Origin of the sequence: Prosthecobacter sp. (assembly GCF_044378005.1) — a bacterium.
Lineage (GTDB): Bacteria > Verrucomicrobiota > Verrucomicrobiia > Verrucomicrobiales > Verrucomicrobiaceae > Prosthecobacter.
In genome coordinates this window covers 23,207-47,245 of sequence record NZ_JBILYB010000035.1, presented here as the reverse complement: position 1 = coordinate 47,245, position 24,039 = coordinate 23,207, and the positions used below count along the sequence as shown (strand labels likewise).

The following is a 24,039-nucleotide window of genomic DNA, read 5'->3' as shown; positions in this document are numbered from 1 at the left end:
CCGGGGCTGTAAGAAAGGAAAGACTTGAAGAGCTGCCTCATGATCAAGGTGCCGCCACAGGCTCCAGCAAAGGCAGCGCTCCGACGGCACTCTCAGTGCTGGCTGCAGCAGCGGTCTTTGCTGCGTTCGGCTTGAAGGTTCGCGTGATTTCATCCGCCGCCTTGCGGCCATGGACCACCTTGCCAAGCACGACATACACGCCGTCTTCATCCTGAATCGGGTTCTTCACGCTGGCTTCAGCACCAGGATAGAGGTTTTCGATCACGCCGCTGTTCGGACCTTCCGCATCCGTGTGAGGAACTCCTGGTTCATCCGAGATGGTGTAGTCGAAGCTGATGATGCTCGTGCCCACATTGCGGAACTTCACGGTGTGTTCCAGAGTCTCTTCGTCCACCATGTCACTCACGAGCTGATAGGCGACGGGTGTGTTTGGAAAGGTGACACGTTCTGTGGTCACAGTCTTGCAGGAGACAACGGCCAGAGCAGCGGCGGCAACGGCGACGAAACGGGAGATAACAGGGCGCATGGGCGTCAGAAGGAAGGGTGGGAGTATGGAGGAATCAATAGCGGTAGCGGAAGCCAACGAGATAGCCGTCAGCGCTGTAGCCGCGGAGGTCTTCGAGATCGCCAAAATGGAAGTCACGGTATTCGGCAAAGACAGAGTATTGGTCTTTCCAGGTCCACTCGACCCCCGCGTACCAGTTCCAAGAGTTGATGAACTCATCAATGGTGAAAGGCGTCTGGGTCGGGTCCGTGCTGCTGGCGTTGCGGAACCACACCTGACCACCGCCGAAACCACCACCGATGTAAGGGCGGAAACCAGCGGCAAACTTGCCGATGCGCGCACGGTAGCGATACAGATCGAGTCCAATGGTGCCGTTCAGGTTGAAGAAGAGCGAATTCATGTCGGCTTCCACGGCATCACCCGTCAGTGTGGTGGACATGAAGGTGGATTCGACATCCAGCGACGTCATGATCGGCAGCTTCTTCATTTTCCAGCTTTTACCCACTTCAATGCTGAAGATGGCGGCACCATCCTGATCTTCGATCGTTCCACCACCGCGCAGAGATCCAGTCTGACTCATGGTCTCACCCACAGACACACCGACATAGGGGCCATATTTCCGCTTGGCACTCTGCCCCTCAGCGGCGTCGCCGAGGGACTTAAGCTCCAAATCGGCGGCGAAAAGGCCCGATGCCGTGAAGAGGAAAGAGAGAAGTAATGTCGTGCGCATGAGAATGATTAATCTACCTGCTTTTAGCGTGCAGACGAAGGTGTCGAAATGCCTTCGATGTGAAGAATTCGTCACACGGAAGCTGCCGCGGATTGTCACATGAAGGACACATTGAACCCATGCGACTGCTCAGACTGCTGTCCCTTTCCCTCCTTCCTGCCCTGATTTTCGCGCAGGAATCCCCCCCCAAACTCGTCGTGCCAGCGCCGCTGACGGAGCCTTTGCCCCTGCCCAGCTCCGAACCCGAGTTGCCGACAAATGCAGGCTTTCCCGTGGACGTGAACAACTACGAGAACCCGCTCCTCCTGTTCCAGGGCGCACCCAAAGGTCTACCCATGGCTGATGAGCCCAGTCCGGATCTGCTGCCCCCCATCTCTCCATATCTGCCCGGCGAAAAACCTCCAACCGGCACACCCGACCGCCCCCTGACCCCCGACGAACTCCGCCTGCGGAATCTCGGCGTCAAGATTGTCTCCTCCATCGTCGGACTTCGTGTGTGGGATGCTTTTGGCTCACAACTGGCAAACGGCGTCGGCTGCTATGTCTCCGCTGACGGCGTCATCCTCACGGACACTGGTCTCCTGCATCCTGAGATCGCCGAAAAAATCGACTACGTCACCGTCACAGGAGCGGATGGCACGCACCAAAAGATCACCGGCTTCTACATGGCCGATCTGGTCACCGGTGTGACCTTGCTTCAGGGTGAACGCACGGACACGCGCCCTCTCGAACTGCAGCCCGCCACGGATTTCCGCAGCAAACAGCCCTGCCACGTTCTCGCCATGTCAGAAAAGCGCGGCCTTGTGCTTGCCGATGCCACCGCAGAAGTGGACGGCGCTCTCACCGGCCTTGGCTGGTTGAATGTGCGTGGCCTGGACTCGCCCGGTGCCGTCGGCTCACCGGTCATCAATGACCTCGGCCAGGTCATCGGCATCGTCGGGATGCAGGTGCCTCTGAAGAGCTGGATGAACTTCGCCCTGCCCTGCGATGCCGCCGCTCTTCAGATCCGCAAATCTCGCGCCGCCCTTCAACCGCTCGCCAATCTCCCCAAAACGCCCAAATTGCGCGAGGTCGCCAAAGATGCTGATTTCGTCCGCGCCTTCGAGACTTTGCAGATGCGCCGCGTCGAGTCCGCCATGCGTCAGTTCGTCACCCTCACCCGCAAATACCCGCGCAGTGCCGAATGCTGGGCCTTGCTCGGTCTCAGCGCCTCCTATCTCGGAGCTGCTCCCGAGGCATTGAACTGCCAGCGCAAAGCCGTGGCTCTCGATCCCAAGACCGGCCTCTACTGGCATCAGCTCGCCTTTGCCAAGCTGCGCGAAAACCCCAATGCGGTTCCCGACACCACGGAAGATCGCGAAGCCCTCGAACTCGCCACCGAACAGCGTCCCAATGACGCCCTCGCCTGGCTCCTGCTCGCCAGTCGTCGCGTGCGGGATGGTGATCTCGGCAGTGCTGAAGATGCACTGAAGCGTGTCATCCTCCTCGCGCCGAACTATGCCCAGGCCTACTACCTCAGCGCTTATGTTCGTGGTCGCCTCAAAGACTACGACGGAGCGCAGGCCGCCATCACGCAGAGTCTCAAGCTCAACCCGGGCTACTCCGAAGCCTGGTATTATCAGGGCCTCCTTTTCGACAAGAGAAACAGCCTCGATGAAGCTGCCAAAGCCTACCGCAACACCGTCCGCCTCCGCCCGACACATCCGAATGCGTGGAAGAACCTCGCCTACTCTCTGAAGAAGAGCGGACACAGCACCGAGGCCAAAGAAGCCTTCGCCGAACACACCAAGCGAACCGCGAAACGGTAGCCACCACTACCTCCACAAGATCCGCGCGGCATACACCGAATTGTCCGCACCAAAAGCATTCTCCGGTGTGATCACGATGTTCGGCGACCACGTCTGCATCCACTCCGCCACCGTCACCCAGGTTTCGTTTTCACTGACTTCCGTGATGGCGAAGTTCCCCAGCCGTGCTCCACGCTCAGGGACGAGAATGCACTCCGTCGCACGCTTCACCGCCAGCGTTTTTTGATCCACCTCCGCCATGAACAGCGGTGCCCGATGCCGAGCGACATGGTCGTTGTGAGCGCCTTTGCGGTTATAAACGAGATAAAGCCGATCTCGATGCGTCACCCAGTGCTGCTGCGTGTTGTAGTTCCCCAGCTCGCTGCCGTCGTCGAACTTCCAAGGCTGGATGGGCCCGAATTGCAGCCCATCATCGCTCGTCGCCACATAGCCCGCTGTATCGTTTCTCAGCGTGAGGAAAAACTTGCCCGCGCAACGCGTGATCGACGGCTCATACACACCGCGACCACTTTCGAGCGCGAGTTCCGTGCCGTGCTCGAGATACTTCAGCGTCGTGCCATCAAAGGAGCAACGCAGCACGGTGGTGCGGTAGTATTTGTCCTTCTCGGCCTTGAAGTAGATCGGCAAAAGGATGTCTCCATTCTCCAGATCGAAGCGCTGCACACTGCCGGCACCTGCGTTGATGAATTTCACGTCATCCGGCATCGTCAGCGTCGTCCAGGCCGACCACGTCCGCGTCTTGTCATCATAGACGGCATAGCTCGCCTCGCGCTTCCGGTTCTCCACCACCTTGTCACCGCGATACCGCACCGTGTGGCCGATGCCGAGGAGCTTGCCCGACTTTGCGTGCCATTTCGGTGTGAAGTCACAAGCCGCCACGATCTGACCATCGGGCTCATTGCGTCGGCCCAACGTGTCCGCGTGCTCCTTGATCGGACTCCAACTCGTGCCGAGATCGTCAGTGCGCACATCGTTCAGCGCATAAAAGATGTCGCTGCCCGTGAGCAGCAGCTTCTGCATCGTCAGCACCACACTCGGTGTCTTGCCAGGGATCGCGCCTGCTCGCGGATGCACCCAGCAAGTCTTGCCATCGTAGCCTTCCGACACCGTCGTGAGCTTCACTTCAAACGGCAGCCCGGCGGGTGGTGGCGTCACGAGTTGGAGATGCTCGCGCAGCTCCGGCACTTCGCTCTGCAATCCCTCCGCCACCAGCCTCGCCATCATGCGGGCACCCTCGCGGGAGAAGTGTGACTTGTCCGTCACGCTCGGGCCATAGAGTTGGCAAAACTTCTCCCCCATCTGCTGAAACAACGCAAAGCTCGCACGATGCAGATCGACCACCGGCACCTGCATCTGTTTGCCCACGGCCTGCGCCGCTTCAACATACGGCGTCAGTGAAGTGGTCATCTTGCCATCCACATAAACGCGCCGTGCCACCGAGGTCACGAGCACCGGTTTCCCGCCGCCCTCGCGAACCTCGCGGATGAAGGCTTTCAAGTTATCGCGGTAGGTCGTCGCCGGATCAGTGAAGCGTTTAGGGTCCGCCGTCTTTTGATCGTTGTGCCCAAACTGGATCAACACCCACTGCCCCTTTTCCTTCAGCACCCGATCCCACAATCCAAGATCCCGAAAGCTCTTCGTGCTCGTCCCCGACCGCGCATGATTCACCACCGTCGCCTTCGGCAAAAACTCCCCCAACATCTGCCCCCACCCCGCCAGATCCGGCCGATCCTTCGGTGGGTTCAGAACACTCGCCACCGTCGAATCACCCGCGAGGACGATCTTGATCGGCTCTTGCGAAAAGCCGCTGATGACGAGGAGAAAGAAAGCCGAAAGTGCAATGAAGCGCATGAGTCGTGTACGACGACACAGCTCAGAACAATTCACCGATGGTCGAGCCTTCCGTCAGAGCCACAGGGCGGCCATCGGAGGAGCGATAGCTGATCTCACGGAAGTCATAACCTAGCGCGGCATAGATGCTGGCGTGGATGTCCGCTGGCGAGATGGGGCGCTCTTTGGGGTAGGCACCCGTGGCATCGCTGCTGCCGATGACCTGACCGCCACGCACACCGCCACCGGCGAGCAGGACGCTGTAGCAGCCTGGCCAGTGATCGCGGCCCGCGTCGCCATTGATCTTCGGTGTGCGGCCAAACTCACCCATCCAGACGACGAGCGTGCTTTCCAGCAGGCCGCGTTCTTCGAGGTCATCGAGCAAGGCCGCATAGGCCTGTTCCATCGGCGGCACGAGGCGGTTCTTGAGGCCGTTGAAGTTGTCCTTGTGAGTGTCCCAGGTGATCGAGGGGCCATTCACGGTGGTGACAAAACGGGTGCCAGACTCGATCAAGCGACGCGCGAGCAGATGCGACTGGCCCCAGCTATGCCGACCGTAGCGTTCGCGGACTTTGTCGGGCTCTTTGGAGAGATCAAAAGCCTCCGCCGCCTTGCCAGATTGCAGCAGTTGCGCGGCTTGTTGATTGAAGATGTCGATCTCTCCCACCTGCGGTGATGCGATGGGCTGCACGGCAGCACTGAGGTCACTCAGCAGCGAGAGGCGTTCCTGGAAGCGCTTCGGCGTCAGGCTGGTATCGAGCCCCATGTTGCGCACGCGGAAGGTGGCGGCATTGGGATCATCATCGAGCACGTAGGGGTCGTAGCGCTTGCCGAGACAGCCGCCGAACTGACCCGGCGTGAGGTACACCTTGCTGTCGCAGTGCGGAAAAGGCGTGATCACATACGGCGGCACGCCTTTGCTGTATCCATCGCGCTGGGCCAGCCAGCCGCAGAGGGTGCCGACACCGGGAAGATCCGTCGGACTCGGGTTGATCAGCGTGCTGTCCACGCGATACGGCCTGCCCGTCGTGGCCCAATGCATGCCGCCATTGTGGCTGCTGTGCCCGTGATGCACGCTGCGGATCAGCGCCAGCTTGTCCATGCGCTTCGCCATCTGCGGCAGCAACTCCGTGATGTGGATGCCGGGCACATTCGTTTTGATCGTCTTGAACTCGCCGCGAATCTCTGAAGGCGCGTCCGGCTTTGGGTCCCAAAGGTCAATGTGGCTTGGCGCACCGCCATTGAAGATCAGAATGACCGACTTCGCCTTGCCCAAACCAATGCTGCTGGGTTTTGAAGGTGCGCCGAGAGCCGAGAGCTGGCTCAACCCAAAATTCAGCATCCCCATGCCGCTGGCATGAAGCACGCTGCGCCTTGTCAGGCGAATCTCTGGAAGCTTGGAAGCCATCGCGGCAAACCTACGATGCCGCCCCGTTCATCTTGCTCAGCTCCGCCACTTCAGGTCCACCTTGATCCCATTCCATTCATGATCGGTGAGATGAGTATGTGTTGTGAAGCAGCCGCCGCTCGCGCTGATGGGAGCATCGAAAAATTGGGATCGGCGCGTTGCTTGGATGTAACCCTCAAAACAGCCAAGATGGGACGCTCGGGCGGTGATGTCCTTTGAAATGGCTTTCCGTCGTGAGTGCGGGCTGGATTCAATCCTTCTGGCCCCAGACGCGTGGGGTCTTGAAGCTGGCGGATTTGGGGGCGCTTTTCGGGGGCACTGCCTGGGCGGCGAGGGTTTCCAGCCGCGCCCGGAGTTCGGCGACTTTCTCGGGTTGGGCGGCGGCGAGGTTGATTTTCTCGTTCGGATCAGTGGCGAGGTTGAAGAGTTCCACACCGGGAGCATTGCCAGCGCTTTTCTTTTTGTCCTTCTTCTTGGCTTTGACCTTCGGTTCTCCGCCCTCCTCGCTGTCGGAGACGTTTCCGGCGAGCACGAGCTTCCAGTCGCCCATGCGGATGGCTCCATTGGCGGGGGTGGTGTTGAGCAGGATGGCATCGTGCGGGGAGGCGGAGCCCTGGGTGATGGCGGGCCAGGCATCGCGGCCATCGAGAGGGAGTTTTTGCTCCAGCGAGACGCTCGCGAGTTTCAGAAGGGTGGGATACCAGTCCACCATGTGCAGCGCTGCGGTGACCTGACTCCCGGCTTTGATGACGCCATCCCAGGTGGCAAAGGCGACGACGCGTGTGCCGCCTTCGTAGAGGGTGCCTTTGCCAGCGCGGAGCGGGCCGTTGTCGGTGATCTGGCCGGGGCTGGGGCCGCCGTTGTCACTGGAGAAGATGAAGAGGGTGTCTTTGCGCATCCCGGCGGCGTCGATGGCGGCGGCGATCTGCCCGACGGCCTCGTCCATGGCGGTGAGCATGCCTGCGTATTTCTGGCGGGTGCCTTTGAGGTCTGGGTAGGCCTTTGAGTAGCTCTCCGGGACCTGATAGGGGCCGTGGACGGCGTTGAAGGGGACGTAGAGGAAGAGCGGTTTGGATGGGTCGCGCTTCTGGATGAGGCGGACGGATTCTCTGGCCAGAAGATGCGTGGAGTAGCCTTCGTCGCGGTTCTCCTGGTCGTCGCGATGCCAGTCGTGACCACCATCGCGATCATGGGTGAAGTAGTCGAGCGCGCCGTTGTAGTGACCGTATTGATGATCAAAGCCGCGCTTCGTCGGCAGGTAGGCTGACTGGAAGGAACCGAGGTGCCATTTGCCGACGATGGCGGTTTCGTAGCCGCCTTCCTTCAGGGCCTGAGGCAGCGTGCGCTCCTCCAGCGGCAGGCCGTATTCAGCCCAGGGGCGGACCACGCCGACCTGCAAGCCATGCCGCATCGGGTAGCGGCCTGTCATGAGTGCGGCGCGCGTGGGGGAGCAGACGGGCTGGACGTAAAATTGATCCAGGATGGCTCCGGCCTTGGCGAGTTTGTCGAGGTGCGGCGTCTGGATTTCCTTTCCGCCCATGAAGCCGCAGTCAGCACGCCCGAGGTCATCGGCCAGCAGGAAGACGATGTGGGGGCGCGATGGTTCTGCGAGGGTCCAGGCTGCGGAAAAGAGGAAGAGCGCGATGAAGGCAACAGGTTTCATGAGCGCGGTGAAACGTGGGGCCGGGCCTTGTCTTGCCGACTTAAAAAGATGCTAAAAGATGCCATTCACCCTTCAGGCCGGGCATTTCGTCGCGTGCAGAGCGATGCCCTGTCGCTGGGGGGTAGTTCACCCCATGGCAAAGGAATGACGGATGGTTCAGCTTTCATCCTCAATCATGAATACCCATCCATCCACTCTGCCTCCGTCCAGCCCACTGCCCCAAGCCGCCAAGGAATTTAGCTGGCATGCCGCTGAAACTACCAAGGAAGCCGCCCAGCGCGGTGCTTCTGCGGCCAAGGAATTGTACCAGACGATCTCGACCGAGGCGAAGGACGGTCTCGCGCACGGCAAAGAGTATGCTCAGCAGGCATTCGATGCCACGAGGGACGCTGCCCAGCACGCGACAGAAGTCGTGAAGGACACCTACCTGACGGTGGCGGCAAAGGCAGAAGACACTCTGGCCAACTCGAAGGACTATGTGCGCCAGCACCCTCTGCCGGTCATTCTCGGAGCCCTCACGCTGGGGAAGACGCTCGGATGCCTGATCGGTATGTCGCACAGGCAGGAGCAGACGTTCCGCCAGCGCTACCTTTGGTAGAACAGGATCTCCGGCTGTCCTCCGTGACTCGGAGCAGGAGGATTGGCTGAGGAGAATGATGGACATCCGCCGTGAGATTGGCTGTAATCCACTTCCAGCCATGCTGGACCCCAACCTCAAAGAGCTGATCCAACGGAACCGGTTTCATTTGAAACCAGTGCTGGAGGTGGTGCCGCTGCTGCCGGAGACGGAGGCGGACGCCGCCGCACTCCGCGAGCTGCGGGAAAAAGTGCGCGAGCAAAAATCCACCATCCGTGAAACGCACGATGAGCGCTCCCAACTGCTACGCGAACTGGGGCAGGTTTACACGGAACTGAAAGCCCTGCGCAAAGAGCAGGCAAAAGCCCCTGCCCCGGCTCAAGAGCATCTGCCCGTCGAAGACGATCTGCTGCTGCCTGATGAGGTGGAAAACGCCCAGCCTCCGAGGTTGATCGAGTTTCCCCGCCGCTTCCAGGACACGCTTTTGCATCTACCACGCCAGATCGGTCGTGCAGCGCTGACTCTGTGTGGACGGCTGGCAGCGGGAGACCCCTCCGCCTATTCGGGCGTGGTGCGGCTGAAGGCAGCTCCAGACGTGCTGCGCGTGCGAGTGGGCATGGATCACCGGATGCTCTTCCGTCTCCTGCCAGAAACCGTGCAGATCGTGGACCTGATCAACCGCCGGGATCTGGAGAAGCGTATCCGCTCTCTGTGAGCACTCGTAGATGATAGGCTCGTGCCACCCGTCATTTCGTAAAAGCACGAAGCACCCTTCAGCCATGCCTCAAAAATCTTGTCCGCCAGAGACCGTCGTGCTCATCCATGGGCTCGGGCGCTCACCGCGCAGCATGAGCGTGCTGCGGTTTGGGATTCAGAGAGCTGGCTTTCGGGTGCTGAGTGTGGGGTATCCCTCGCGCTGCATTTCGATTGCTGAAGCGGTGAAGGATCACTTGGAGCCGGCTTTGGCGAGGTTGCCCATCGAACCAGGAGCTCGGGTGCATTTCGTCACGCATTCGTTGGGCGGCATCGTGTTTCGCGCCTGGGCGGCACAGCGTGATCCGGCGTTCCCACTCGGGCGGACCGTGATGCTGGTGCCGCCGAACCAGGGCAGTGAGATCATCGACATGCTCCAGCCGCTGCGCTGGCCGCGCTGGGTGCTGGGTCCGGTCGTGGATGAACTCGGAACCGCGTCCGGCAGCACGCCGAAGGCGCTGGGTATGCTGCCTCCTGAAACGGGCGTGCTGATGGGAAGCAAGGCGACGCTGCCTTTGTTCAGTCATCTGCTGGGGGATGAGCATGATGGTCTCGTCACCACGCGTGGCGGCCAGGTGGAAGGGCTCGCGGACTTCACGGTCCTGCCCGTGAATCATTTCACCGTGCTCTTCCGACCCTGTGTTCTACGCGCTGTGAATCACTATCTGAAAAACGGTAGTTTCACATGACGGGCAGGATGCGCCGGGTCAGTCCGCACACTGCGGGCACTGGCCGTAGAACTCGAGTTCATGGTAGATGCGCTTGAAGCCGGAGTTTTGGGCGATGGTCTTTTCCAAAGCTTCGACGGGACAGGCGATGTCGAGCCGCTCGATGCGACCGCAGCCGTTGCAGATGAGGTAGTCGTGGTGCTCGCCGGGCAGATTGATGGTGTAATAAGCGGCGCGGTCATGAAGGCCGAGTCGGCGGATGAGGCCGTGATGCTCCAGCTTGATGAGCAGGCGATAGACGGTGGCTTTGTCCGCACCGCTGGACAGCGCCTCGGACTCGGCGATGTCGCCAAGTGTGATGGGCTGGCATGCCTGGATGAGGATGCTGAGCACGTCACTCAGCGCCTTGGTGCGGCGAAGACCCACACCGCGAGCACGCTCCATCGACTCCGCGAGCAGCTTTTCCGGCTCATGCCGGTGACAGCCGTCGTGATGATGATGGTGGTGCTTGCTCATGCGCCGTGAAGTGAACTCTGGGTCAGATGCCCTCGGCCTGACGCTTTTTCTCGGCCTTTGCTTTCATGCGTATGTTCAGCATCTCGTTGAAGATGGAGAAGGCCATGGCGAAATAGACGAAGCCTTTCTGGAAGTGAACGCCGAAGCCCTCGGCCACGAGCGTGGTGCCGATGAGCAGGAGGAAGGAGAGGGCCAGTACCTTCACCGTGGGATGACGGCTGATGAAATCACTGACGGTTCCGGCGAAGATCATCATGAAGCCGACGGCGATCATGACGGCGATGATCATGACCATGACATCATCGACCATGCCCACGGCGGTGATGACCGAGTCGAGGGAGAAGACGATGTCCAAGATGGCGATCTGCACGAGGATGGCACCAAGGGCAGCCCTGGCTTTGCCAGCGTCCGGGTTCTCCTCTTCGTGACCTTCGATCTTGTGGTGCAGTTCCTTCGTGCTTTTCCAAAGGAGGAAGAGACCGCCGAGAATGAGAATGAGGTCCTTGCCTGAGATCTCATGCCCCATCACGGCAAAGAGAGGCTCTTTAAGCTGCATGACCCAGGTGATGCTGAGCAGGAGCATGATACGGGTCACCATGGCAAAGGCCAGGCCAAGGAAGCGGGCGCGCGGACGCTCCGCCACGGGCAGCTTGTCCACGAGGATGGAGATGAAGACGATGTTATCGATCCCCAACACGATCTCCATCACGGTGAGTGTGAGAAGGGCGATCCAGGCTTCGGGACTGCTGATCCAGGAGATGTCGAAGGGGTTGGCGGCGAGCAACGGGAGGAAATCGGTCATGCGGCGCGGAGACTAGATCAGGATGGCCTGCTGGCAAGGCTCACTGCTGTCTGGATGCACGCGCTGCGCTGCCTCAACGGACGATCTGCCACTTCGCCTGACGGAGCACGGCGAGCTTGGGTTCCTTCATGCTTTCATACCAGACGGTCAAAAGGGTGCCGTCGGCGAGTTCGACGGTGCTGGGGTAACCGAGGTCACCACCTTTGCCATCGCCGGAGAGGATCATGGGCTCGCTCCAGGTCTTGCCGTGGTCGGTGCTGAGGCGGGCTTGGTTGCCAAAAGGCGGGCGGCGGTGGCCGTAGGTCATGAGCAGGCGGCCATCGCGCAGGCGGAGGAGGTGGGAAGGAAGGCCGAAGGTGATGGCATGGGGCTCTGTCCAGGTCTTGCCGCCATCCTTGGATTCGGTTTGCAGGGTGCCGCCTTTGTCAGCGGGGTTATGATTGCGGATCTGGGCGATGATAGAGCCATCAGCAGCTTCGACAGCGTGGAGTTCATGGTAGCTTTTCACCGCGTCGTCGCCTTTGCGGGTGGGGATGTCTGCCAGCCATTGCCAGGTGAGGCCATCGTCCTTGGATTCGGCCACGCCGACCTTCTTTTCACCAGTCCAGAGCTGCTTGCCGGCATAGAGCAGGCGGCCGTCTTGGAGCTGGATGGGCCCGTGAGGACTGTTTACCACGGTTGGGATGCGGTTTGACCATGTTTTGCCGCCATCCGTGGAGCGGATGAGCCACTCCCCGAGTTCAGCCTTGCGCTCCTCGTCATTGAGACGGTCATGAGCGGCCTTCCACTTGGCAAAGCGCTCAGGGGGCATCGCTTTAGATACCCAACCCTTTTCGGTGTGCTCGGCCATGGCGGTGGCTTTCTTGAAGGAGTCCTCATAAGCGAGCGAGGTGAAGGTGGTAACGAGCAGGGTGCCCTTCGCCGTCTCCAGCACGCCGGAGTCTCGGTCGTCGATGGCTCCATCCAGCAGCACTCGTGGCCAGGTCCAGGTCTTGCCGTCATCGCGCGAGGTCATGGCGTGGACCTGGCCGAAGGGGCAGACGTGGGACTCGCGACCACCGGACCAGGAGAGCCAGAGCTCGCCATTCGCGCGGCGGACCACGGTGGACCAGCCGTGGTAATACTCGGACTGAGGGGAGATGACCATGGTCTCCAGGATCTTGATCGCTGGTGGTTCAGCGCTTTGCAGAATGCTGCCGAGAATGAAGATGCTGAGGATGGAGAGCAACGATGGGTTGGAGGTCATGCCGACACTACGGGAGAAGGGTGGCAGGTTTGCATTGTCACGTCGCGGGACCACGCTCCTATCCAGCGTCATGCCAGCACACGCCGACAGCTTTTCCATCACCACTCGGGGCAAGGGAACCTACGAAATCACGGACCGCTGCGAGCAGGTCGTGCGCGCTTCGGGCATCAGGACGGGCATGGCGACGATCTTCGTGCAGCACACGAGCTGCAGCCTCGTGATCTTTGAAAATGCCGACCCCTCAGCGCGGACGGATCTGCATTCGTTCTTCGATCATCTGGTGCCGGAGGACACGCCCTACTTCGTGCATACTCATGAAGGCGCGGACGACATGCCCAGCCACCTGCGCATGGCGCTGACACGCACGAGCGAGGTCATTCCGGTCGTGAACGGGCGGCTGGCGCTGGGGACATGGCAGGGGATTTTTCTTTTCGAGCATCGGCGGGCACCACACACGCGGAGTGTCGTGATCAGCGTGGTCGGGGAGTGAATTGACAAAACGGTTGCTCCACGAGCCTGCGAATGGCTATGATGACGAACTATGGCCTCCCTCAATAAAGTCATGCTCATCGGCAACCTCACCCGCGACCCCGAGGTGCGCTTCACTCCGAAAGGATCTGCCGTCTGCGATATGGCGATCGCCGTGAACCGCCGCTATCTGAATGAAAACACTGGTGAACGTGTGGAAGAAGTGACCTATCTCGACATCGTCCTCTGGAACAAGCAGGCCGAGCTTGCCGGGCAATACCTCTCCAAAGGCCGCTCTGTTTATATCGAGGGTCGCCTCCAGATGGACACCTGGGAGGATAAGGCCACTGGCCAGAAGCGTAGCAAGATCCGCATCGTCTGCGAAAACATGCAATTCCTCAGCGGTCCTGGTGGTGGCGGCGGTCCTTCAGGTGCAGGGGCCAGTGGTGGCTATCAGGGTGGCGACGACGAGGGCGGCTACAGCTCTCCTCCACCTCAGCAGCAAGCACGTCGTCCGGCAGGCAATGGTGGCGGTGGCGGCGGCGGCGGCGGTTACCAGCGTCCCGCTCCTGCACAGCAGCGTCCACCTCAGCGTCCAGCCCCCGCACAACAGCAGGATGACTTCGGCGAAGGCCCCATCACCGACGGTCTCGAAGGCGACGACATCCCCTTTTGATCGCCCGACTGCGCGCCCTTTGCGCATTCATGTGCAGCCTTTGGCAGCCCTCTAGGAAACTGGAGGGCTGTTCGTTTTGGGTCACAGAACGCCGCTTCCCCCACCGGCCAACCACCCAAAACTAAACGCCATGAAAGCACTCATCCCCGCCATCCTGCTCGCCCTCGTCAGCGTCACTGCCGTCTTTGCCAAAGGCGGTCCCGCCATCAATGATAAATGCCCCGTCGATGGCAAAGCCGTCCGCATCATCTACCGCGTCTTCACCGAAAAAGGCAACGTCGCCTTCTGCTGTGTGGACTGCATGGACACTTATCAGAAAAGCCCCGGCCGCTACACCGTCGAGCCCAAGGCACCCGGCAAATAAGCCGTCGCAGGAGGCAGCGTTTGAGAACTGGGAGGCGGCTGGGACCGGAACTTGCTCCAAAGAGCACCGGCAGGCGGCTGCAAACTTCTGTGCTCTCGCTGCGTCTTTTGAGTCCCCCCCAATGAATACCTCACGTCGTCTTTTCCTCCGTGGCACCGGTGCAGCGCTCGGCCTGCCGTGGCTGGAGTCCATCTGCGCTTTTGGAGCCGAATCGGTCAAAAACAACACCGCGCCGCGTCGGCTCGCCGTGTGCTTCACCGGCAATGGCGTGAACCCGCATCACTGGGGCGCGGAAACAACGCCCAGCGGCATGGTTTTCAAAAAATCGCTCATCCCGCTCGAAGGACTCAAGAAGCATGTGAACGTCTTCACCGGCCTGTGGAATCCCACGACCGTCGAAGGCGAAGGCGGTCACTATCCGAAGATGAATGTGCTCTGCGGCCTGAAGGTGAAAAAGACCACCACCGATGTCGAAGTCGGCACCACGATGGATCAGCTCATCGCGGCACAGACAGGCAAATTCACGCCCGTGCCCAGCGTCGTGCTCGGCACTGAGCGGCCCAGCTACAGCACGGACAGCGGCTTCACCTCGATCTACTCCGCCTACATCTCTTGGAGCACGCCCACGACTCCTGCGCCGAAGGAAATCTTCCCGCAGCAGGCCTTTGACCAGCTCTTTGACGATGGCAGTCGCCGCAAGCGCGACAAAAGCATCCTCGACCTCGTGCTCGAAGACGCCAGCAGCCTCAAACCGAAGCTCAGCAGCCGCGATAAGCAGAAGCTCGACGAATACCTCACCTCCGTGCGTGAAATCGAGCAGCGTGTCGAGCTCGCCGAAAAAATCAGCCAGGCCGAGACCAACGGCCAAGGCTGGATGCCCACCGTGAAGGCTCCAACCATCGGCCGACCCGCCGCAGGCATCCCCGCCAGCAGTGAGGACCATCTGCGCCTCATGTTCGACATCATGCTCCTCGCCTTCCAGATGGACCGCACCCGCGTCGCCACCTTCATGATGAACAACGACCTCTCCAACATGCGCTTCCCCAGCCTCGACGGCATCAGCGGCGGCATCCACGAGCTGTCGCACCATGCCAATGACGAGCATCGCCTCAGCCTGTATCAGCGGGTGAACGAGCATCAGGTCAAACTCTGGGCCGAGTTCCTCGCCAAAATGCAGGCCACGAACGAAGGCGAGCGCACCCTGCTGGAAAACAGCATGATCCTGCTCACCAGCAGCCTCATGGACGGCAACGCGCACGACTCCCGCCAGCTCCCCGTCGTCCTCGCCGGCGGCGGTGGCGGCACCATCCAAGGCGGCCGCTTCCACGACCTCAGCAAAGACGAAAACCGCAAACTCTGCCGCCTCCACATCGCCCTCATGGACCGCATGGGCGTGAAAACGAGTCACTTCGGTGACGCGGAGAATGCGTTGGTGATTTAGTAGATTCGTTCGGCATTTGAAGGCGGCTTAAATAAAACCAGCCTTCCCGTGCGTCGTCTGCCAAACTGACCACGGATGCCGCCTAGCGAAGCCACTCTCTCCCGACTCCATGCCGACCACGCCTTGAGCGTGTATCGCTTCGCGTGGTCGGTGACGAAGGATGAGGGGCTGGCGCAGGAGGTGGTGCAGGAGTTGTTTTTGAAGCTGGCGCGTGATGCCGAGGCGGTGACGACGGCACGCTCGGAGCGGGCGGTGATCTTCACGATGGCGCGAAACCTCTCGCTCGATGCGCTGCGGCGTCGCCAGCGGGAGGAAAAGGCGCTGGAGGCGTGGGAGCAGGAGTTGCCGGGCTGGTTTGAGCCGGCAGCGGATCACGACGCGCTCATCGCTGCCCTCGCGGAGTTGCCGGAGGAGCAGCGCAGCGTGGTCCACCTGCATGTGTGGGAGGACATGGGCTTTCGCGAGATCGGCGAACTGCTCGGCCAGCCCACGCAAACCATCGCCAGCCGTTACCGCTATGCCTTGGAGAAACTCCGTGCCCACAAACACACTCTCGTATGAAAACCAATGTCGAACAAACCCTGCGAACTCTGCGTTGGCGTGATCCGCCGCCGGAATTCTTGAAGCACAGCATGGAAGTGGCGCTCGCGGAGTCGAATCGAAAGCGTCGCGGCTTCGCATGGCTCACCTTCATCCCGCGACCTTTGCGCCTGCCGCTGGCGGCGTGCTGGCTGCTTGCGTTCTACTTCCGGCTCACCACGCCGGAGGCCATCCCGCAGAGCACGCTGCAAAACTACGCCAATCTGCCGCCGGTGACGCCCGCGCAGATGATCGCCCATCTCGCCGAAACCGAACGCCTCGCCCATGAACTCCTCGAACAACGCCGCGGCCCCATCCCGCCGCTGTGAAGAAAGTGGAACAGGTTTTGAACCTGTTCATTCCCCGTCGCGCTCATGAACCCAGCCACTCCTTCCAAACCGACAGGTTGCAAACCTGTCTCATGTTCTCGCCGCTGGCTCCGTCGCACCGCGTGGACGCTCGTGTGTTTCATCTCCCTCATCACCGTGCTCTGGCAGTGGGAGAACTGGCGCAGTGCCCGTGAACTCAAAGCAGCACGCGAACGCCTGCTCGCACGCATCGGCACGGAAAATTGGTTCGACCTCGCTGCTCCCAGCGTGCCGGATGAGCAGAACTTTTTCGCCCTGCCCGTCGTCGAGCAGTGGATGCACCGCGAAGGAAAGCGAATCCGCTACGTCATCCCGAAAGGCGTGTTTTTGCCCGAAGGCTTCGTAAAGCCAGAAATCCTCGAAAACGAGACCGACGGCACCTCCCGCGTCGATTTCGCGAATTGGGCCAACAATCGCGATTTGAAGGGCGAATCGCCCGCAGTCGCCCTGAACCGCGAACTCGGCAGCGGCAACGGTTTGCTACCCATGCTGGCAGCTGGCCTCTCCCGGCCCTTTTCCGCCTGGAAACCGCACCAGCATGACGAATTCATCACCGCAGGGGCCAATCCATACGAGGCACCGCAGCCGAATGTCAGCCAAGTGAACGCCACCATGCTCGATCTGGGCCTGCATCTTCGCGTCGCTGCCGCCGCAGTTGATTTGGAAAAGACACGCAACACCGCGCTCATCCTGCTGCGCTTGTTTCCTGAGTCCGCCACCTCACATCACTGGCTGGTCGATTCGCTGGTGTGCACCGCCACGCACGGAATCGCCTTTGAGGCGCTGCAAGACGCCCTCGGCAAACCTGCATGGACAGAAGAAAGCCTCCGCGCCCTTCAACTCCAGCTCGGCAAGATCAACGACCTCGAAGTGATCGAGCGTGCCATGAGCATGGAGACACTCACCGGCTACGGCGTCGGCCTCTTCATCCGTGAAAGCTGCCGCAAAGACGGCCTCGCTGTGGAAATGCTCCACTTTGGCAATGAGAACGACTCCTGGCTCGCCCGCCTTGGCAACCAAGCCACCCGCTTCGGCTACATCTACGGTCCCACCGGCTGGCACGACGCCAGCACCGCCTTCTATGTCGAGTGCTACCTCGACACGCTCGGCCCCGCAGGTGAAACCGAGTGGATAAACGCCGCGCAACGTCAAGAAGACATCAAAAGCCGCTACAAATCCGAATACGTCCACAACGACTGGCTCCGCGACTGGAACATGCGCCGCAAAATCGGCCTGATGGCGATCCCCCGCGTCGGCAACCTCTTCCCTGCCGCCGCAGAAACGCTCTTCCACCGCCGCTGCCTCATCCTCGCCTGTGAATTGGAAAAGCATCGCCTGCGTCACGGCGCGTATCCGGCCGCCTTGCCGATTCTCAGCGGCTTTGAAACGCACGACCCCGCCCGCCCGAAGCATCCTCCCGGCTACTGCCTCGAAAACGGCGGCTACCTGCTCTGGTCCGCCGGACCCGATGCCAGGGATGACGGCGGCGTGGCCGACAAAGACTGGCTCTGGCGCATGAAACGAACTCCATGAACTCGAAACCCATCACCGAAACCTGGTTCACGCTCCGTCTTGCTCGCTGGCTATGGCGGCTCATCTGGAATCGCCGTGCGGCGTGGACGCTCGTGGTGATCGTCTCCCTCATCACCGTGCTCTGGCAGTGGGAGAACTGGCGCAGCGCCCGCGAGCTGAAGGAGGTGCATCAGCGTGTGGTGGAGCGGCTGGGCACGGATGATCCCTTTGCCTTCATGCCGCCGACGGTCACGGACGAGCAGAACTACTTCGCGAATCCATTGATCGAATCGTGGCTGCACGAGACGAAGCCGGGAACGTTGGGCACGCACTACAACCCGCCACCCGATGTGCTGGTGCCGAAGGACTTCATCCTGCCGGAGATCGTCGAGAGTGATGACGGCGGGCCTAGCAGGCTCGATTTGAAGGCGTGGATGGTAAAAAGGGCGGCTCCAGCAGGTGAGGACGCCGTGATGGTGCTTTCTCGTGAGCTGGCGGATGGTAGGGCCGTGCTTCCAAAGCTCGCGGAGGGACTGAACAAGCCTTACTCCATCATAAAACCCGGCCAGCGGGAGGCCACGGAGGTGGCGGGCGGCAATCCATGGGAGGCGGCGATTCCCCAGTTTCAAAACGTGAACCGGTTTCAGCAGCAGCTTGGCCTTCATCTGCGCAGCGCGGCGATGGTGGGAGACAAGGAGAAGACCGCAATGACCGCTCAGATTATGCTGCGCTTCAGCGAGGCACCGGCACGCGGCGGCATCATCGGCATCCTGGTGCCGATGGCACTGCATGACATCACTTTTGACGCACTGCACGAGGCGCTGGAGCATCCATCATGGACGGAGGGGTCACTGAGCCGTTTGCAGGTGCGGCTGGGACAGTTCGATGAGTTGGTGAGCTATGAGAAATCCTTCGGCGGCGAGATCACGGGCATGTTTGCCGCACTGGTTTACTTCCGCAGTCATCCCGAGGTGTTGATGGGAAGAAGCGTGCATCAGCCGGGCTGGAAAGGCATGGTGGACCGTGCTTTCGAGTTTGCGATGATTCGTGGCCCCATCGGCTGGCATGATGCCAACATCGCCTTCTATGCAGACTGCATCCTGGAGCAGCTAGGCCCGGTGGGTAAGGACGCATGGCTCACCGCAGCAGCGCGTGATGAAAAAGTGCGCCTGCTTAGCAAAGAGGCCAATTCATGGCCTAACCCAAGGCGGATTCTGGGTGCCATCGCCATTCCGAATGTCGGCAACATCTCCCATGCCGTCGCCGAGGCCCTGTTTCACCGACGCTGCCTCATCATCGCCTGTGCTTTGGAGAAGCACCGGCTGTGTCACGGAGCCTTTCCGGCATCGCTGGAGGTGGTGAAGGAGGATTTGAAGCTCTTCACGCTCGATGATCCAGCACAGCCGGGGCATCTGCCGGGCTACCGCCTTGAAAACGGCGGCTACGTCCTTTGGTCAGCCGGGCCGGATGCGAAGGACAAAGACTGGCTGTGGCGGATGAAGCGTGAGCCTTGAGCTTCTCACCTTCGTGGTCGGCTCATCGGGATCGAGCAGAACGCTGGCGACGAGTGTTTGCGGAGCGACCCTCACCGAGCCAGCCGCTGAATCTCCGCCGCGCTGAGCACGCGCCCGAAGAGCATGAACTCATCCATCACGCCGCTGAAGTGGCGGATGGCGACGGCGTCGCCGCGCTTGCCGTCGTTCCAGTTGCCGAGCTCGGCCAGGGTCATGCGCACGGGGAACATCACCTGCCGGGGCACTCGGGCGACGAGCTCGCCATTTAGGTAATGCCGAACTTCTTTTGCCGCTGGGTCGATGCAGGTGGCCAGATGCAGCCATTGGCCGAATAGCTCGGGCGTGAAAAGCTCGGGCGTGTCGTGATCTTTGGCAGGGATGCCGTCGCGCCCCGCGAGGCCGAGTCGCAGTTTGCCTTCCCGCGTGATCTGCCAGTGAACGGCGCCGTCTTTGTAGCCCTCGACCATGAAGAGGGAGTTGTAGGCGCGGTCGAGCCCGTGGATGCGCACCCAGGCGCTGAGGGTGAGCGCCGAGTGATCTCCGGGGATGCTGAGACGCACGCGGTCGCTGACGTTGCGGAACTCGAGCGCACGTTTGCCCGGCCAGCGGCCCTCCGTCCACTGGCAGCCGACGATGCTGCCCGCCGGCACTTGGGCTGCTTTCAAAGCATGATTGCTCAGCATGCGTGTGTGGCTCGGGTCCTGGAAATCCAGCCGCGCCAGCAAACCCACGTCGGCATTCCACGGCGCACTGTTTTGCAGCCACTGCTCGAAGGCCACGCGCTGGGACTCCGCCGTGCGCTCGTCCACATTGCCGAGCGAGGCAAAGGCATCCTGATTCGCGGCCAGACGCTGAGTCGTGTTCGCCAGCAGCATGGCCTCGCCTTCCTTCAGCGGCTGCATGGCTTTGCCATCGGGATGCAGCTCGACCTCGCCTTTGAAGACATGCACCTGGGCTTCGGGTGAGTTCAGATCGAGCCCGAAGTCGGTGCCGAGATCCACCACGGTGCCCTTCGGCGTCTGGATCTTAAACCCACGGGCCTGAGGCGGCACATGGGCGCTGAGTTTGCCAGAAGTGCAGCGCGCCTCGCTCACGGAGATGAGTTCGAAGTTCGCCGGACCTTCCAGCGTCACGCGCGCTCCCTGATAAAACTCGATCTGCGCCAGCCCGCTCTTCAGCCTCAGCACTCCCGGCACCAGCGGAGTGCCGGTGGGCGGCGCGGCACCTTCCCACTCAGCATTCACGCCGCGCATGAGCACGGCGACGGCACTCGTCGTGGCTTCGTCGTCGGTGGTGAATCCTGCCAGCCAGGTGCCTGCGAGAGTCACACAAGCCGCGAGGGCGGCGGCCATCGTCGTGGGCAGCCAGATCGATTTGCGCGGCGTGGGCTTCACGATGTTCACCGCCGGGGCGAGGGAGCCGAGCCCTGCGGTCGCCTCGCGCAGCATGGCGTCGAGGTGGAGTTGCTCCATGAGCCGCTGCGCCAGCGCGGGGTCACGCTGCGTCATCTCCAGCAGCGCGGCGGCTTCCGCCTCGGTGAGGCAGTCTTCGAGGTAGTGCTGGATCAGCACTTCGGGATCATGAGCATCCTCACGCATAAGCCGGGCCTCCTTTCTTGATCTGACTTTGAATGCACTCGCGCAGCTTCTCGCGCACTCGCGACAACGCGCGGCAGACGGTGTCCGCCTTCATCTCCATCTGCCCGGCGATCTCCGGCGTGGCGACGTCGTGGTAGTAGTAGAGCTGCACGAGTTCGCGGCTTTTCTCCGGCAGCTTTTGCAGGCACTCGCGCAGGATGCCGATCTCCGCTTCGTAGCGCGGCGGCGCGTCCTGCTCCTCGGCCAGTTGGCGGATGTGCTCCGCCAGCTTTTGCACGACCTCCGGCTTTTCGCGTGTGCGATCCCGCCACAGTCGCATGGCCACATGCCGGGTCATCGTGGCGAGAAGCGGTCGCAGATCACGCTCCAGATCCCAGCGCTCTTCTTTGCCGATGAACTCGAGAAACACCTGCTGCGAGATGTCCTCCATCAGCCCCGGCCAGGGCGCGTATTTCAAAGCCACGCCCTTCACGAAATCGTGATGGCTGAGGAAGATCTGGGCGGCGCGCGTCTCGTGAGAGGTCATGTCATGAATTTACCCGCAACTGCCGAGAAAACCGGACAAAAAAGTGCGCCTCACCGGCCTCACTTCTTCCCGCCCTTGGAAAAGAGCCATTCATGCAGCGGCTCTTCTTCAAAGACCTTGCCGACGATGCCGTGGCCTCCGGTGGGATACTCGGTGTACTGGCATTCCTTGTCCCGCTTCAGTTCAGCCCAGAGTTCTTGCGAGCCGGTGACGGGCACCGTGGCATCATCGGCGGCATGGAAGAGCCACAGCGGCACCTTTTTAAAAGTGCCCGCCGTGTCCGGCCCGGTGCAACCAGCCACCGCCACACCAGCGGCGAAGAGTCGCGGCTCGGAGTTAATGAGATGGCAGGTGCCAAATCCGCCCATGGAGTAGCCGACACAATAGACGCGCTCCTTGTCGATGGGCAGTGACTTGAGCAGCTCTTTGACGAGGTCGATGGACTCCTCCCCCGGCGCTGAATTCCACGCGCGTCCGGTGCCGCCGAAGGGCTGGTAGCCGAGCGGGGCGACGATGATGCAGGGGTGCTTTTTGTAGCGCTCCTCCTTCGTGAAGCTCTTCATCCAGCCGCCGACCTGCTTGCCATTTTCATCATTCGGACTCCGGCCATGCAGGGCGAGGATGAGCGGGTAGGTCTTGGAGGCATCGAGATCCTTGGAGGCATAAAAGGCAAAGGGCAGGTTCCCCTGTTTCGAAAGCGCCCAGTCGCCCGTGGCGAGAGCGGCGAAGGGGCCTGAGAGCGGCTTCCCTGCACCAGCGGCAGCAGGCGCAGCGGTGGTGGATTGCTGCTTGATCCATGCCTGATCGGCAGCCGAGAGCCGTGAGATCTCCAGCGGGAAAGTTTGCCCATCAGTGGCGCGCTTCAGCGTCACATGCGTGGCAGTGGCGGAAACGAAGTCCGCCTGCAGCTTCCGACCATCCGCCGCAGTCCATTCGCGGGCGAGGCAGGAGGTGGCGAACGAGAGACTCAGGAGGCAAAGCAATGTTTTCATATCGCCGATCAGCTTAGCGCCCGTGCCTGTCTGGCGGCGAGAATAAAACGCGAGGCACGACTCCTCACTCACCCTTTTCCAGATACTCCAGCGCCTTCGAAAAGCTGGCCTGCTGGAGGAAGTGCGCCAGACGGTTCGGAAGGATGGGCTTCAGCCGATGATGCTCGGTGGTGATCAGCTCGGAGATCTGCTGGAGTGCGGCGAGGTGGCCGGGCGCATCCACATCACGAAACTCATGATCCGAGATGAGATAGAGCCTGCGCTGGAGCAGGGCGTGAAGGGTGCCGAATTCGGAATTCATCGGAGGTCATTACGCCGCCCGGGCGATTTCGGCAATCACGCGATCCATCTCCGCTTCGGTGTTGTAAAAATGCGGGCTGAAACGCAGGTAGGCTTTGCCCGCGCGATCATAACGCAGGCTCGGGCTGATGCGCAGGGCGGTGAGGTGATCGAAGACTTTGTCCACCGGCGGGCCGCTGCCTTCCACGCGATAGGCGGTCGTGATGCCGGAGGCGTTTGGCCCATCGACCGGACAGATGAAGCGGAAGCCCAGCGGCTCCAGCCCTGCCACGAGCCGGGCTTTCAGGCGCAAAAGCTGCGCGCTGACCTGCGGGATACCTTTCTCCAGCAGCAGCTCCAGGCCGACCTTCATCCCGAGAATGCCGGCGACGTTCAGCACGCCCGGCTCATACCGGCGGCCGCCTTTTTCAAACGCGATCTCGGGCTGCGCGATGAAGTTCGGGCTACATACATTCCAGGAGCCGAGCAACGTGGGCCGCAGGCGCTCCCGCACCTCTTCGCGGACATAAACGATGCCCGCCGCCATGGGGCCGAGCATCCATTTGTGGGAGTCGGCGCTGAGGAAATCGACGTGATCGACACGCGTCTCGAAGGCACCGAGCGTTTGGATGGCATCGAGACAAAACAGCACGCCGCGTGCACGCAGCATCTGGCCGATTTCGTCGATCAGTATCCGGTAGCCGCTGAGGAAATGGCAGGAAGCTAGGGCGACGAGCTTCGTTTTCGGAGTGAGGGCTGCCTCGACCAACTCGGGTGTGATGGCTCCCGGCGCGTCGGGTTTCAAAAGTCGCACGACGACGCCATGCCGGGCGAGGTCGGTCCAAGGATACACGTTCGCGGGGTAGTCGTCCTGATAACACACGACCTCGTCGCCGGGCTGCCAGTCGAGGCCGTTTGCCACGAGACTGAGCCCGAGGGAGGTGGGGCCAAGCAGAGAGATCTCGCTCGCCTGTGCCCCGATCATCTTCGCCGCGATGGCACGGGTTTCATTCGTGGCGCGCCAGGCTTCGGGGAACTCCTGCATCCGCGTGCAGGCCTCGTGCAGGTAGTCCTGCATCGCCTTCGCCACCCGCGCAGGCAGGATGGTGACCCCGGCATGGCCAAGGAAGATACTTTCGTGGGCGATGGGGAACTCGGCGAGACGTTCGGCTTCAGAGGTGAACATGGAGGAGAGTGGCATGGGAATGGCGAAATC

General features: G+C 61.3%; 25 protein-coding genes. 12 read left to right on the top strand and 13 right to left on the bottom strand.

Annotated elements, in window-relative coordinates:
* Positions 1–43: 43 nt before the first annotated feature.
* Positions 44–526, bottom strand: coding sequence for a hypothetical protein (locus AC6FTP_RS09670; protein ID WP_497201914.1), 483 nt, complete (start codon positions 524–526; stop codon positions 44–46).
* 34 nt (positions 527–560) lie between these two features.
* Positions 561–1,235, bottom strand: coding sequence for an outer membrane protein (locus AC6FTP_RS09665; RefSeq protein WP_497206703.1), 675 nt, complete (start codon positions 1,233–1,235; stop codon positions 561–563).
* Between the two features lie 119 nt (positions 1,236–1,354).
* Here AC6FTP_RS09665 and AC6FTP_RS09660 point away from each other — a divergent pair, with 119 nt between their 5' ends.
* Positions 1,355–3,043 (top strand): tetratricopeptide repeat protein, encoded by a 1,689-nt coding sequence (locus tag AC6FTP_RS09660; protein WP_497206702.1) that lies wholly within the window; start codon positions 1,355–1,357, stop codon positions 3,041–3,043.
* Between the two features lie 6 nt (positions 3,044–3,049).
* On the opposite strand, the gene AC6FTP_RS09655 is transcribed toward AC6FTP_RS09660, so the two are convergent.
* The 3 genes from AC6FTP_RS09655 to AC6FTP_RS09645 all read right to left on the bottom strand — a co-directional run bounded on the left by AC6FTP_RS09655 (position 3,050) and on the right by AC6FTP_RS09645 (position 7,944).
* Positions 3,050–4,894: a GDSL-type esterase/lipase family protein gene (locus AC6FTP_RS09655; protein WP_497206701.1), complete on the bottom strand. Its 1,845-nt coding sequence runs from the start codon at positions 4,892–4,894 to the stop codon at positions 3,050–3,052.
* Between the two features lie 22 nt (positions 4,895–4,916).
* Positions 4,917–6,281, bottom strand: a complete 1,365-nt coding sequence (locus tag AC6FTP_RS09650) for a DUF1501 domain-containing protein (protein WP_497206700.1) — start codon at positions 6,279–6,281, stop codon at positions 4,917–4,919.
* Positions 6,282–6,531: 250 nt separating this feature from the next.
* A complete protein-coding gene (locus AC6FTP_RS09645) occupies positions 6,532–7,944 on the bottom strand; it encodes an arylsulfatase B (RefSeq protein WP_497206699.1) in 1,413 nt (470 codons plus the stop codon).
* A gap of 175 nt (positions 7,945–8,119) precedes the next feature.
* Here AC6FTP_RS09645 and AC6FTP_RS09640 point away from each other — a divergent pair, with 175 nt between their 5' ends.
* The 3 genes from AC6FTP_RS09640 to AC6FTP_RS09630 all read left to right on the top strand — a co-directional run bounded on the left by AC6FTP_RS09640 (position 8,120) and on the right by AC6FTP_RS09630 (position 9,963).
* On the top strand, positions 8,120–8,542 hold the full coding sequence (locus tag AC6FTP_RS09640) for a hypothetical protein (protein ID WP_497206698.1): 423 nt from the start codon (positions 8,120–8,122) through the stop codon (positions 8,540–8,542).
* Between the two features lie 100 nt (positions 8,543–8,642).
* Positions 8,643–9,236, top strand: a complete 594-nt coding sequence (locus tag AC6FTP_RS09635; protein ID WP_497206697.1) for a hypothetical protein — start codon at positions 8,643–8,645, stop codon at positions 9,234–9,236.
* Between the two features lie 64 nt (positions 9,237–9,300).
* The gene (locus tag AC6FTP_RS09630; RefSeq protein ID WP_497206696.1) at positions 9,301–9,963 is read left to right on the top strand and encodes an esterase/lipase family protein; all 663 of its coding nucleotides are present in this window, start codon (positions 9,301–9,303) and stop codon (positions 9,961–9,963) included.
* Positions 9,964–9,981: 18 nt separating this feature from the next.
* Here the strand turns inward: AC6FTP_RS09630 and AC6FTP_RS09625 are convergent, their stop codons facing one another.
* The 3 genes from AC6FTP_RS09625 to AC6FTP_RS09615 form a co-directional block, all read right to left on the bottom strand.
* A complete protein-coding gene (locus AC6FTP_RS09625) occupies positions 9,982–10,458 on the bottom strand; it encodes a Fur family transcriptional regulator (RefSeq protein WP_497206695.1) in 477 nt (158 codons plus the stop codon).
* Between the two features lie 22 nt (positions 10,459–10,480).
* Positions 10,481–11,218 carry a TerC family protein gene (locus AC6FTP_RS09620; protein WP_497206704.1) on the bottom strand — a complete coding sequence of 246 codons (738 nt, stop codon included), beginning with the start codon at positions 11,216–11,218 and terminating at the stop codon, positions 10,481–10,483.
* 115 nt (positions 11,219–11,333) lie between these two features.
* Positions 11,334–12,506: a sialidase family protein gene (locus AC6FTP_RS09615; protein WP_497206694.1), complete on the bottom strand. Its 1,173-nt coding sequence runs from the start codon at positions 12,504–12,506 to the stop codon at positions 11,334–11,336.
* A gap of 70 nt (positions 12,507–12,576) precedes the next feature.
* Between AC6FTP_RS09615 and AC6FTP_RS09610 the strand changes: the two genes are divergently transcribed.
* The 8 genes from AC6FTP_RS09610 (at position 12,577) to AC6FTP_RS09575 (ending at position 19,428) form a co-directional block, all read left to right on the top strand.
* Entirely contained in the window at positions 12,577–12,996 is a 420-nt protein-coding gene (locus AC6FTP_RS09610) for a secondary thiamine-phosphate synthase enzyme YjbQ (RefSeq protein WP_497201840.1), read from the top strand.
* 51 nt (positions 12,997–13,047) lie between these two features.
* Positions 13,048–13,650 carry a single-stranded DNA-binding protein gene (locus AC6FTP_RS09605; RefSeq protein WP_497201841.1) on the top strand — a complete coding sequence of 201 codons (603 nt, stop codon included), beginning with the start codon at positions 13,048–13,050 and terminating at the stop codon, positions 13,648–13,650.
* 130 nt (positions 13,651–13,780) lie between these two features.
* Positions 13,781–14,014: a hypothetical protein gene (locus tag AC6FTP_RS09600; protein WP_497201842.1), complete on the top strand. Its 234-nt coding sequence runs from the start codon at positions 13,781–13,783 to the stop codon at positions 14,012–14,014.
* 121 nt (positions 14,015–14,135) lie between these two features.
* Positions 14,136–15,455 carry a DUF1552 domain-containing protein gene (locus tag AC6FTP_RS09595; RefSeq protein ID WP_497206693.1) on the top strand — a complete coding sequence of 440 codons (1,320 nt, stop codon included), beginning with the start codon at positions 14,136–14,138 and terminating at the stop codon, positions 15,453–15,455.
* A gap of 75 nt (positions 15,456–15,530) precedes the next feature.
* Positions 15,531–16,016 (top strand): RNA polymerase sigma factor, encoded by a 486-nt coding sequence (locus tag AC6FTP_RS09590; RefSeq protein WP_497206692.1) that lies wholly within the window; start codon positions 15,531–15,533, stop codon positions 16,014–16,016.
* Positions 16,013–16,363 (top strand): hypothetical protein, encoded by a 351-nt coding sequence (locus AC6FTP_RS09585; RefSeq protein ID WP_497206691.1) that lies wholly within the window; start codon positions 16,013–16,015, stop codon positions 16,361–16,363. The genes AC6FTP_RS09590 and AC6FTP_RS09585 overlap by 4 nt, the downstream gene beginning before the upstream one ends.
* Positions 16,364–16,408: 45 nt before the next feature.
* The gene (locus AC6FTP_RS09580; protein WP_497206690.1) at positions 16,409–17,935 is read left to right on the top strand and encodes a hypothetical protein; all 1,527 of its coding nucleotides are present in this window, start codon (positions 16,409–16,411) and stop codon (positions 17,933–17,935) included.
* Entirely contained in the window at positions 17,932–19,428 is a 1,497-nt protein-coding gene (locus AC6FTP_RS09575; protein ID WP_497206689.1) for a hypothetical protein, read from the top strand. The genes AC6FTP_RS09580 and AC6FTP_RS09575 overlap by 4 nt, the downstream gene beginning before the upstream one ends.
* Positions 19,429–19,499: 71 nt before the next feature.
* Here the strand turns inward: AC6FTP_RS09575 and AC6FTP_RS09570 are convergent, their stop codons facing one another.
* The 5 genes from AC6FTP_RS09570 to AC6FTP_RS09550 form a co-directional block, all read right to left on the bottom strand.
* Positions 19,500–21,026 (bottom strand): LamG-like jellyroll fold domain-containing protein, encoded by a 1,527-nt coding sequence (locus tag AC6FTP_RS09570; RefSeq protein ID WP_497206688.1) that lies wholly within the window; start codon positions 21,024–21,026, stop codon positions 19,500–19,502.
* On the bottom strand, positions 21,019–21,552 hold the full coding sequence (locus tag AC6FTP_RS09565) for an RNA polymerase sigma factor (protein WP_497206687.1): 534 nt from the start codon (positions 21,550–21,552) through the stop codon (positions 21,019–21,021). Before AC6FTP_RS09565 ends, AC6FTP_RS09570 begins: the two co-directional genes overlap by 8 nt.
* Before the next feature lie 59 nt (positions 21,553–21,611).
* Positions 21,612–22,544 carry a carboxylesterase family protein gene (locus tag AC6FTP_RS09560; RefSeq protein WP_497206686.1) on the bottom strand — a complete coding sequence of 311 codons (933 nt, stop codon included), beginning with the start codon at positions 22,542–22,544 and terminating at the stop codon, positions 21,612–21,614.
* Between the two features lie 64 nt (positions 22,545–22,608).
* On the bottom strand, positions 22,609–22,845 hold the full coding sequence (locus tag AC6FTP_RS09555) for a hypothetical protein (protein ID WP_497206685.1): 237 nt from the start codon (positions 22,843–22,845) through the stop codon (positions 22,609–22,611).
* 9 nt (positions 22,846–22,854) lie between these two features.
* Positions 22,855–24,024, bottom strand: a complete 1,170-nt coding sequence (locus AC6FTP_RS09550; protein WP_497206684.1) for an aminotransferase class V-fold PLP-dependent enzyme — start codon at positions 24,022–24,024, stop codon at positions 22,855–22,857.
* Positions 24,025–24,039: the final 15 nt, after the last annotated feature.

What these genes read in the sequence shown, in the direction of transcription:
- AC6FTP_RS09605 (WP_497201841.1), top strand. Translation starts at nt 13,048, where the DNA reads ATGGCCTCCCTCAATAAAGTCATGCTCATCGGCAACCTCACCCGCGAC.
- AC6FTP_RS09570 (WP_497206688.1), bottom strand. Translation starts at nt 21,026, where the DNA reads ATGCGTGAGGATGCTCATGATCCCGAAGTGCTGATCCAGCACTACCTC.
- AC6FTP_RS09635 (WP_497206697.1), top strand. Translation starts at nt 8,643, where the DNA reads ATGCTGGACCCCAACCTCAAAGAGCTGATCCAACGGAACCGGTTTCAT.
- AC6FTP_RS09595 (WP_497206693.1), top strand. Translation starts at nt 14,136, where the DNA reads ATGAATACCTCACGTCGTCTTTTCCTCCGTGGCACCGGTGCAGCGCTC.
- AC6FTP_RS09655 (WP_497206701.1), bottom strand. Translation starts at nt 4,894, where the DNA reads ATGCGCTTCATTGCACTTTCGGCTTTCTTTCTCCTCGTCATCAGCGGC.
- AC6FTP_RS09580 (WP_497206690.1), top strand. Translation starts at nt 16,409, where the DNA reads ATGAACCCAGCCACTCCTTCCAAACCGACAGGTTGCAAACCTGTCTCA.
- AC6FTP_RS09550 (WP_497206684.1), bottom strand. Translation starts at nt 24,024, where the DNA reads ATGCCACTCTCCTCCATGTTCACCTCTGAAGCCGAACGTCTCGCCGAG.
- AC6FTP_RS09645 (WP_497206699.1), bottom strand. Translation starts at nt 7,944, where the DNA reads ATGAAACCTGTTGCCTTCATCGCGCTCTTCCTCTTTTCCGCAGCCTGG.
- AC6FTP_RS09615 (WP_497206694.1), bottom strand. Translation starts at nt 12,506, where the DNA reads ATGACCTCCAACCCATCGTTGCTCTCCATCCTCAGCATCTTCATTCTC.
- AC6FTP_RS09665 (WP_497206703.1), bottom strand. Translation starts at nt 1,235, where the DNA reads ATGCGCACGACATTACTTCTCTCTTTCCTCTTCACGGCATCGGGCCTT.
- AC6FTP_RS09630 (WP_497206696.1), top strand. Translation starts at nt 9,301, where the DNA reads ATGCCTCAAAAATCTTGTCCGCCAGAGACCGTCGTGCTCATCCATGGG.
- AC6FTP_RS09560 (WP_497206686.1), bottom strand. Translation starts at nt 22,544, where the DNA reads ATGAAAACATTGCTTTGCCTCCTGAGTCTCTCGTTCGCCACCTCCTGC.
- AC6FTP_RS09575 (WP_497206689.1), top strand. Translation starts at nt 17,932, where the DNA reads ATGAACTCGAAACCCATCACCGAAACCTGGTTCACGCTCCGTCTTGCT.
- AC6FTP_RS09625 (WP_497206695.1), bottom strand. Translation starts at nt 10,458, where the DNA reads ATGAGCAAGCACCACCATCATCATCACGACGGCTGTCACCGGCATGAG.
- AC6FTP_RS09565 (WP_497206687.1), bottom strand. Translation starts at nt 21,552, where the DNA reads ATGACCTCTCACGAGACGCGCGCCGCCCAGATCTTCCTCAGCCATCAC.
- AC6FTP_RS09585 (WP_497206691.1), top strand. Translation starts at nt 16,013, where the DNA reads ATGAAAACCAATGTCGAACAAACCCTGCGAACTCTGCGTTGGCGTGAT.
- AC6FTP_RS09600 (WP_497201842.1), top strand. Translation starts at nt 13,781, where the DNA reads ATGAAAGCACTCATCCCCGCCATCCTGCTCGCCCTCGTCAGCGTCACT.
- AC6FTP_RS09670 (WP_497201914.1), bottom strand. Translation starts at nt 526, where the DNA reads ATGCGCCCTGTTATCTCCCGTTTCGTCGCCGTTGCCGCCGCTGCTCTG.
- AC6FTP_RS09590 (WP_497206692.1), top strand. Translation starts at nt 15,531, where the DNA reads ATGCCGCCTAGCGAAGCCACTCTCTCCCGACTCCATGCCGACCACGCC.
- AC6FTP_RS09660 (WP_497206702.1), top strand. Translation starts at nt 1,355, where the DNA reads ATGCGACTGCTCAGACTGCTGTCCCTTTCCCTCCTTCCTGCCCTGATT.
- AC6FTP_RS09610 (WP_497201840.1), top strand. Translation starts at nt 12,577, where the DNA reads ATGCCAGCACACGCCGACAGCTTTTCCATCACCACTCGGGGCAAGGGA.
- AC6FTP_RS09640 (WP_497206698.1), top strand. Translation starts at nt 8,120, where the DNA reads ATGAATACCCATCCATCCACTCTGCCTCCGTCCAGCCCACTGCCCCAA.
- AC6FTP_RS09650 (WP_497206700.1), bottom strand. Translation starts at nt 6,281, where the DNA reads ATGGCTTCCAAGCTTCCAGAGATTCGCCTGACAAGGCGCAGCGTGCTT.
- AC6FTP_RS09555 (WP_497206685.1), bottom strand. Translation starts at nt 22,845, where the DNA reads ATGAATTCCGAATTCGGCACCCTTCACGCCCTGCTCCAGCGCAGGCTC.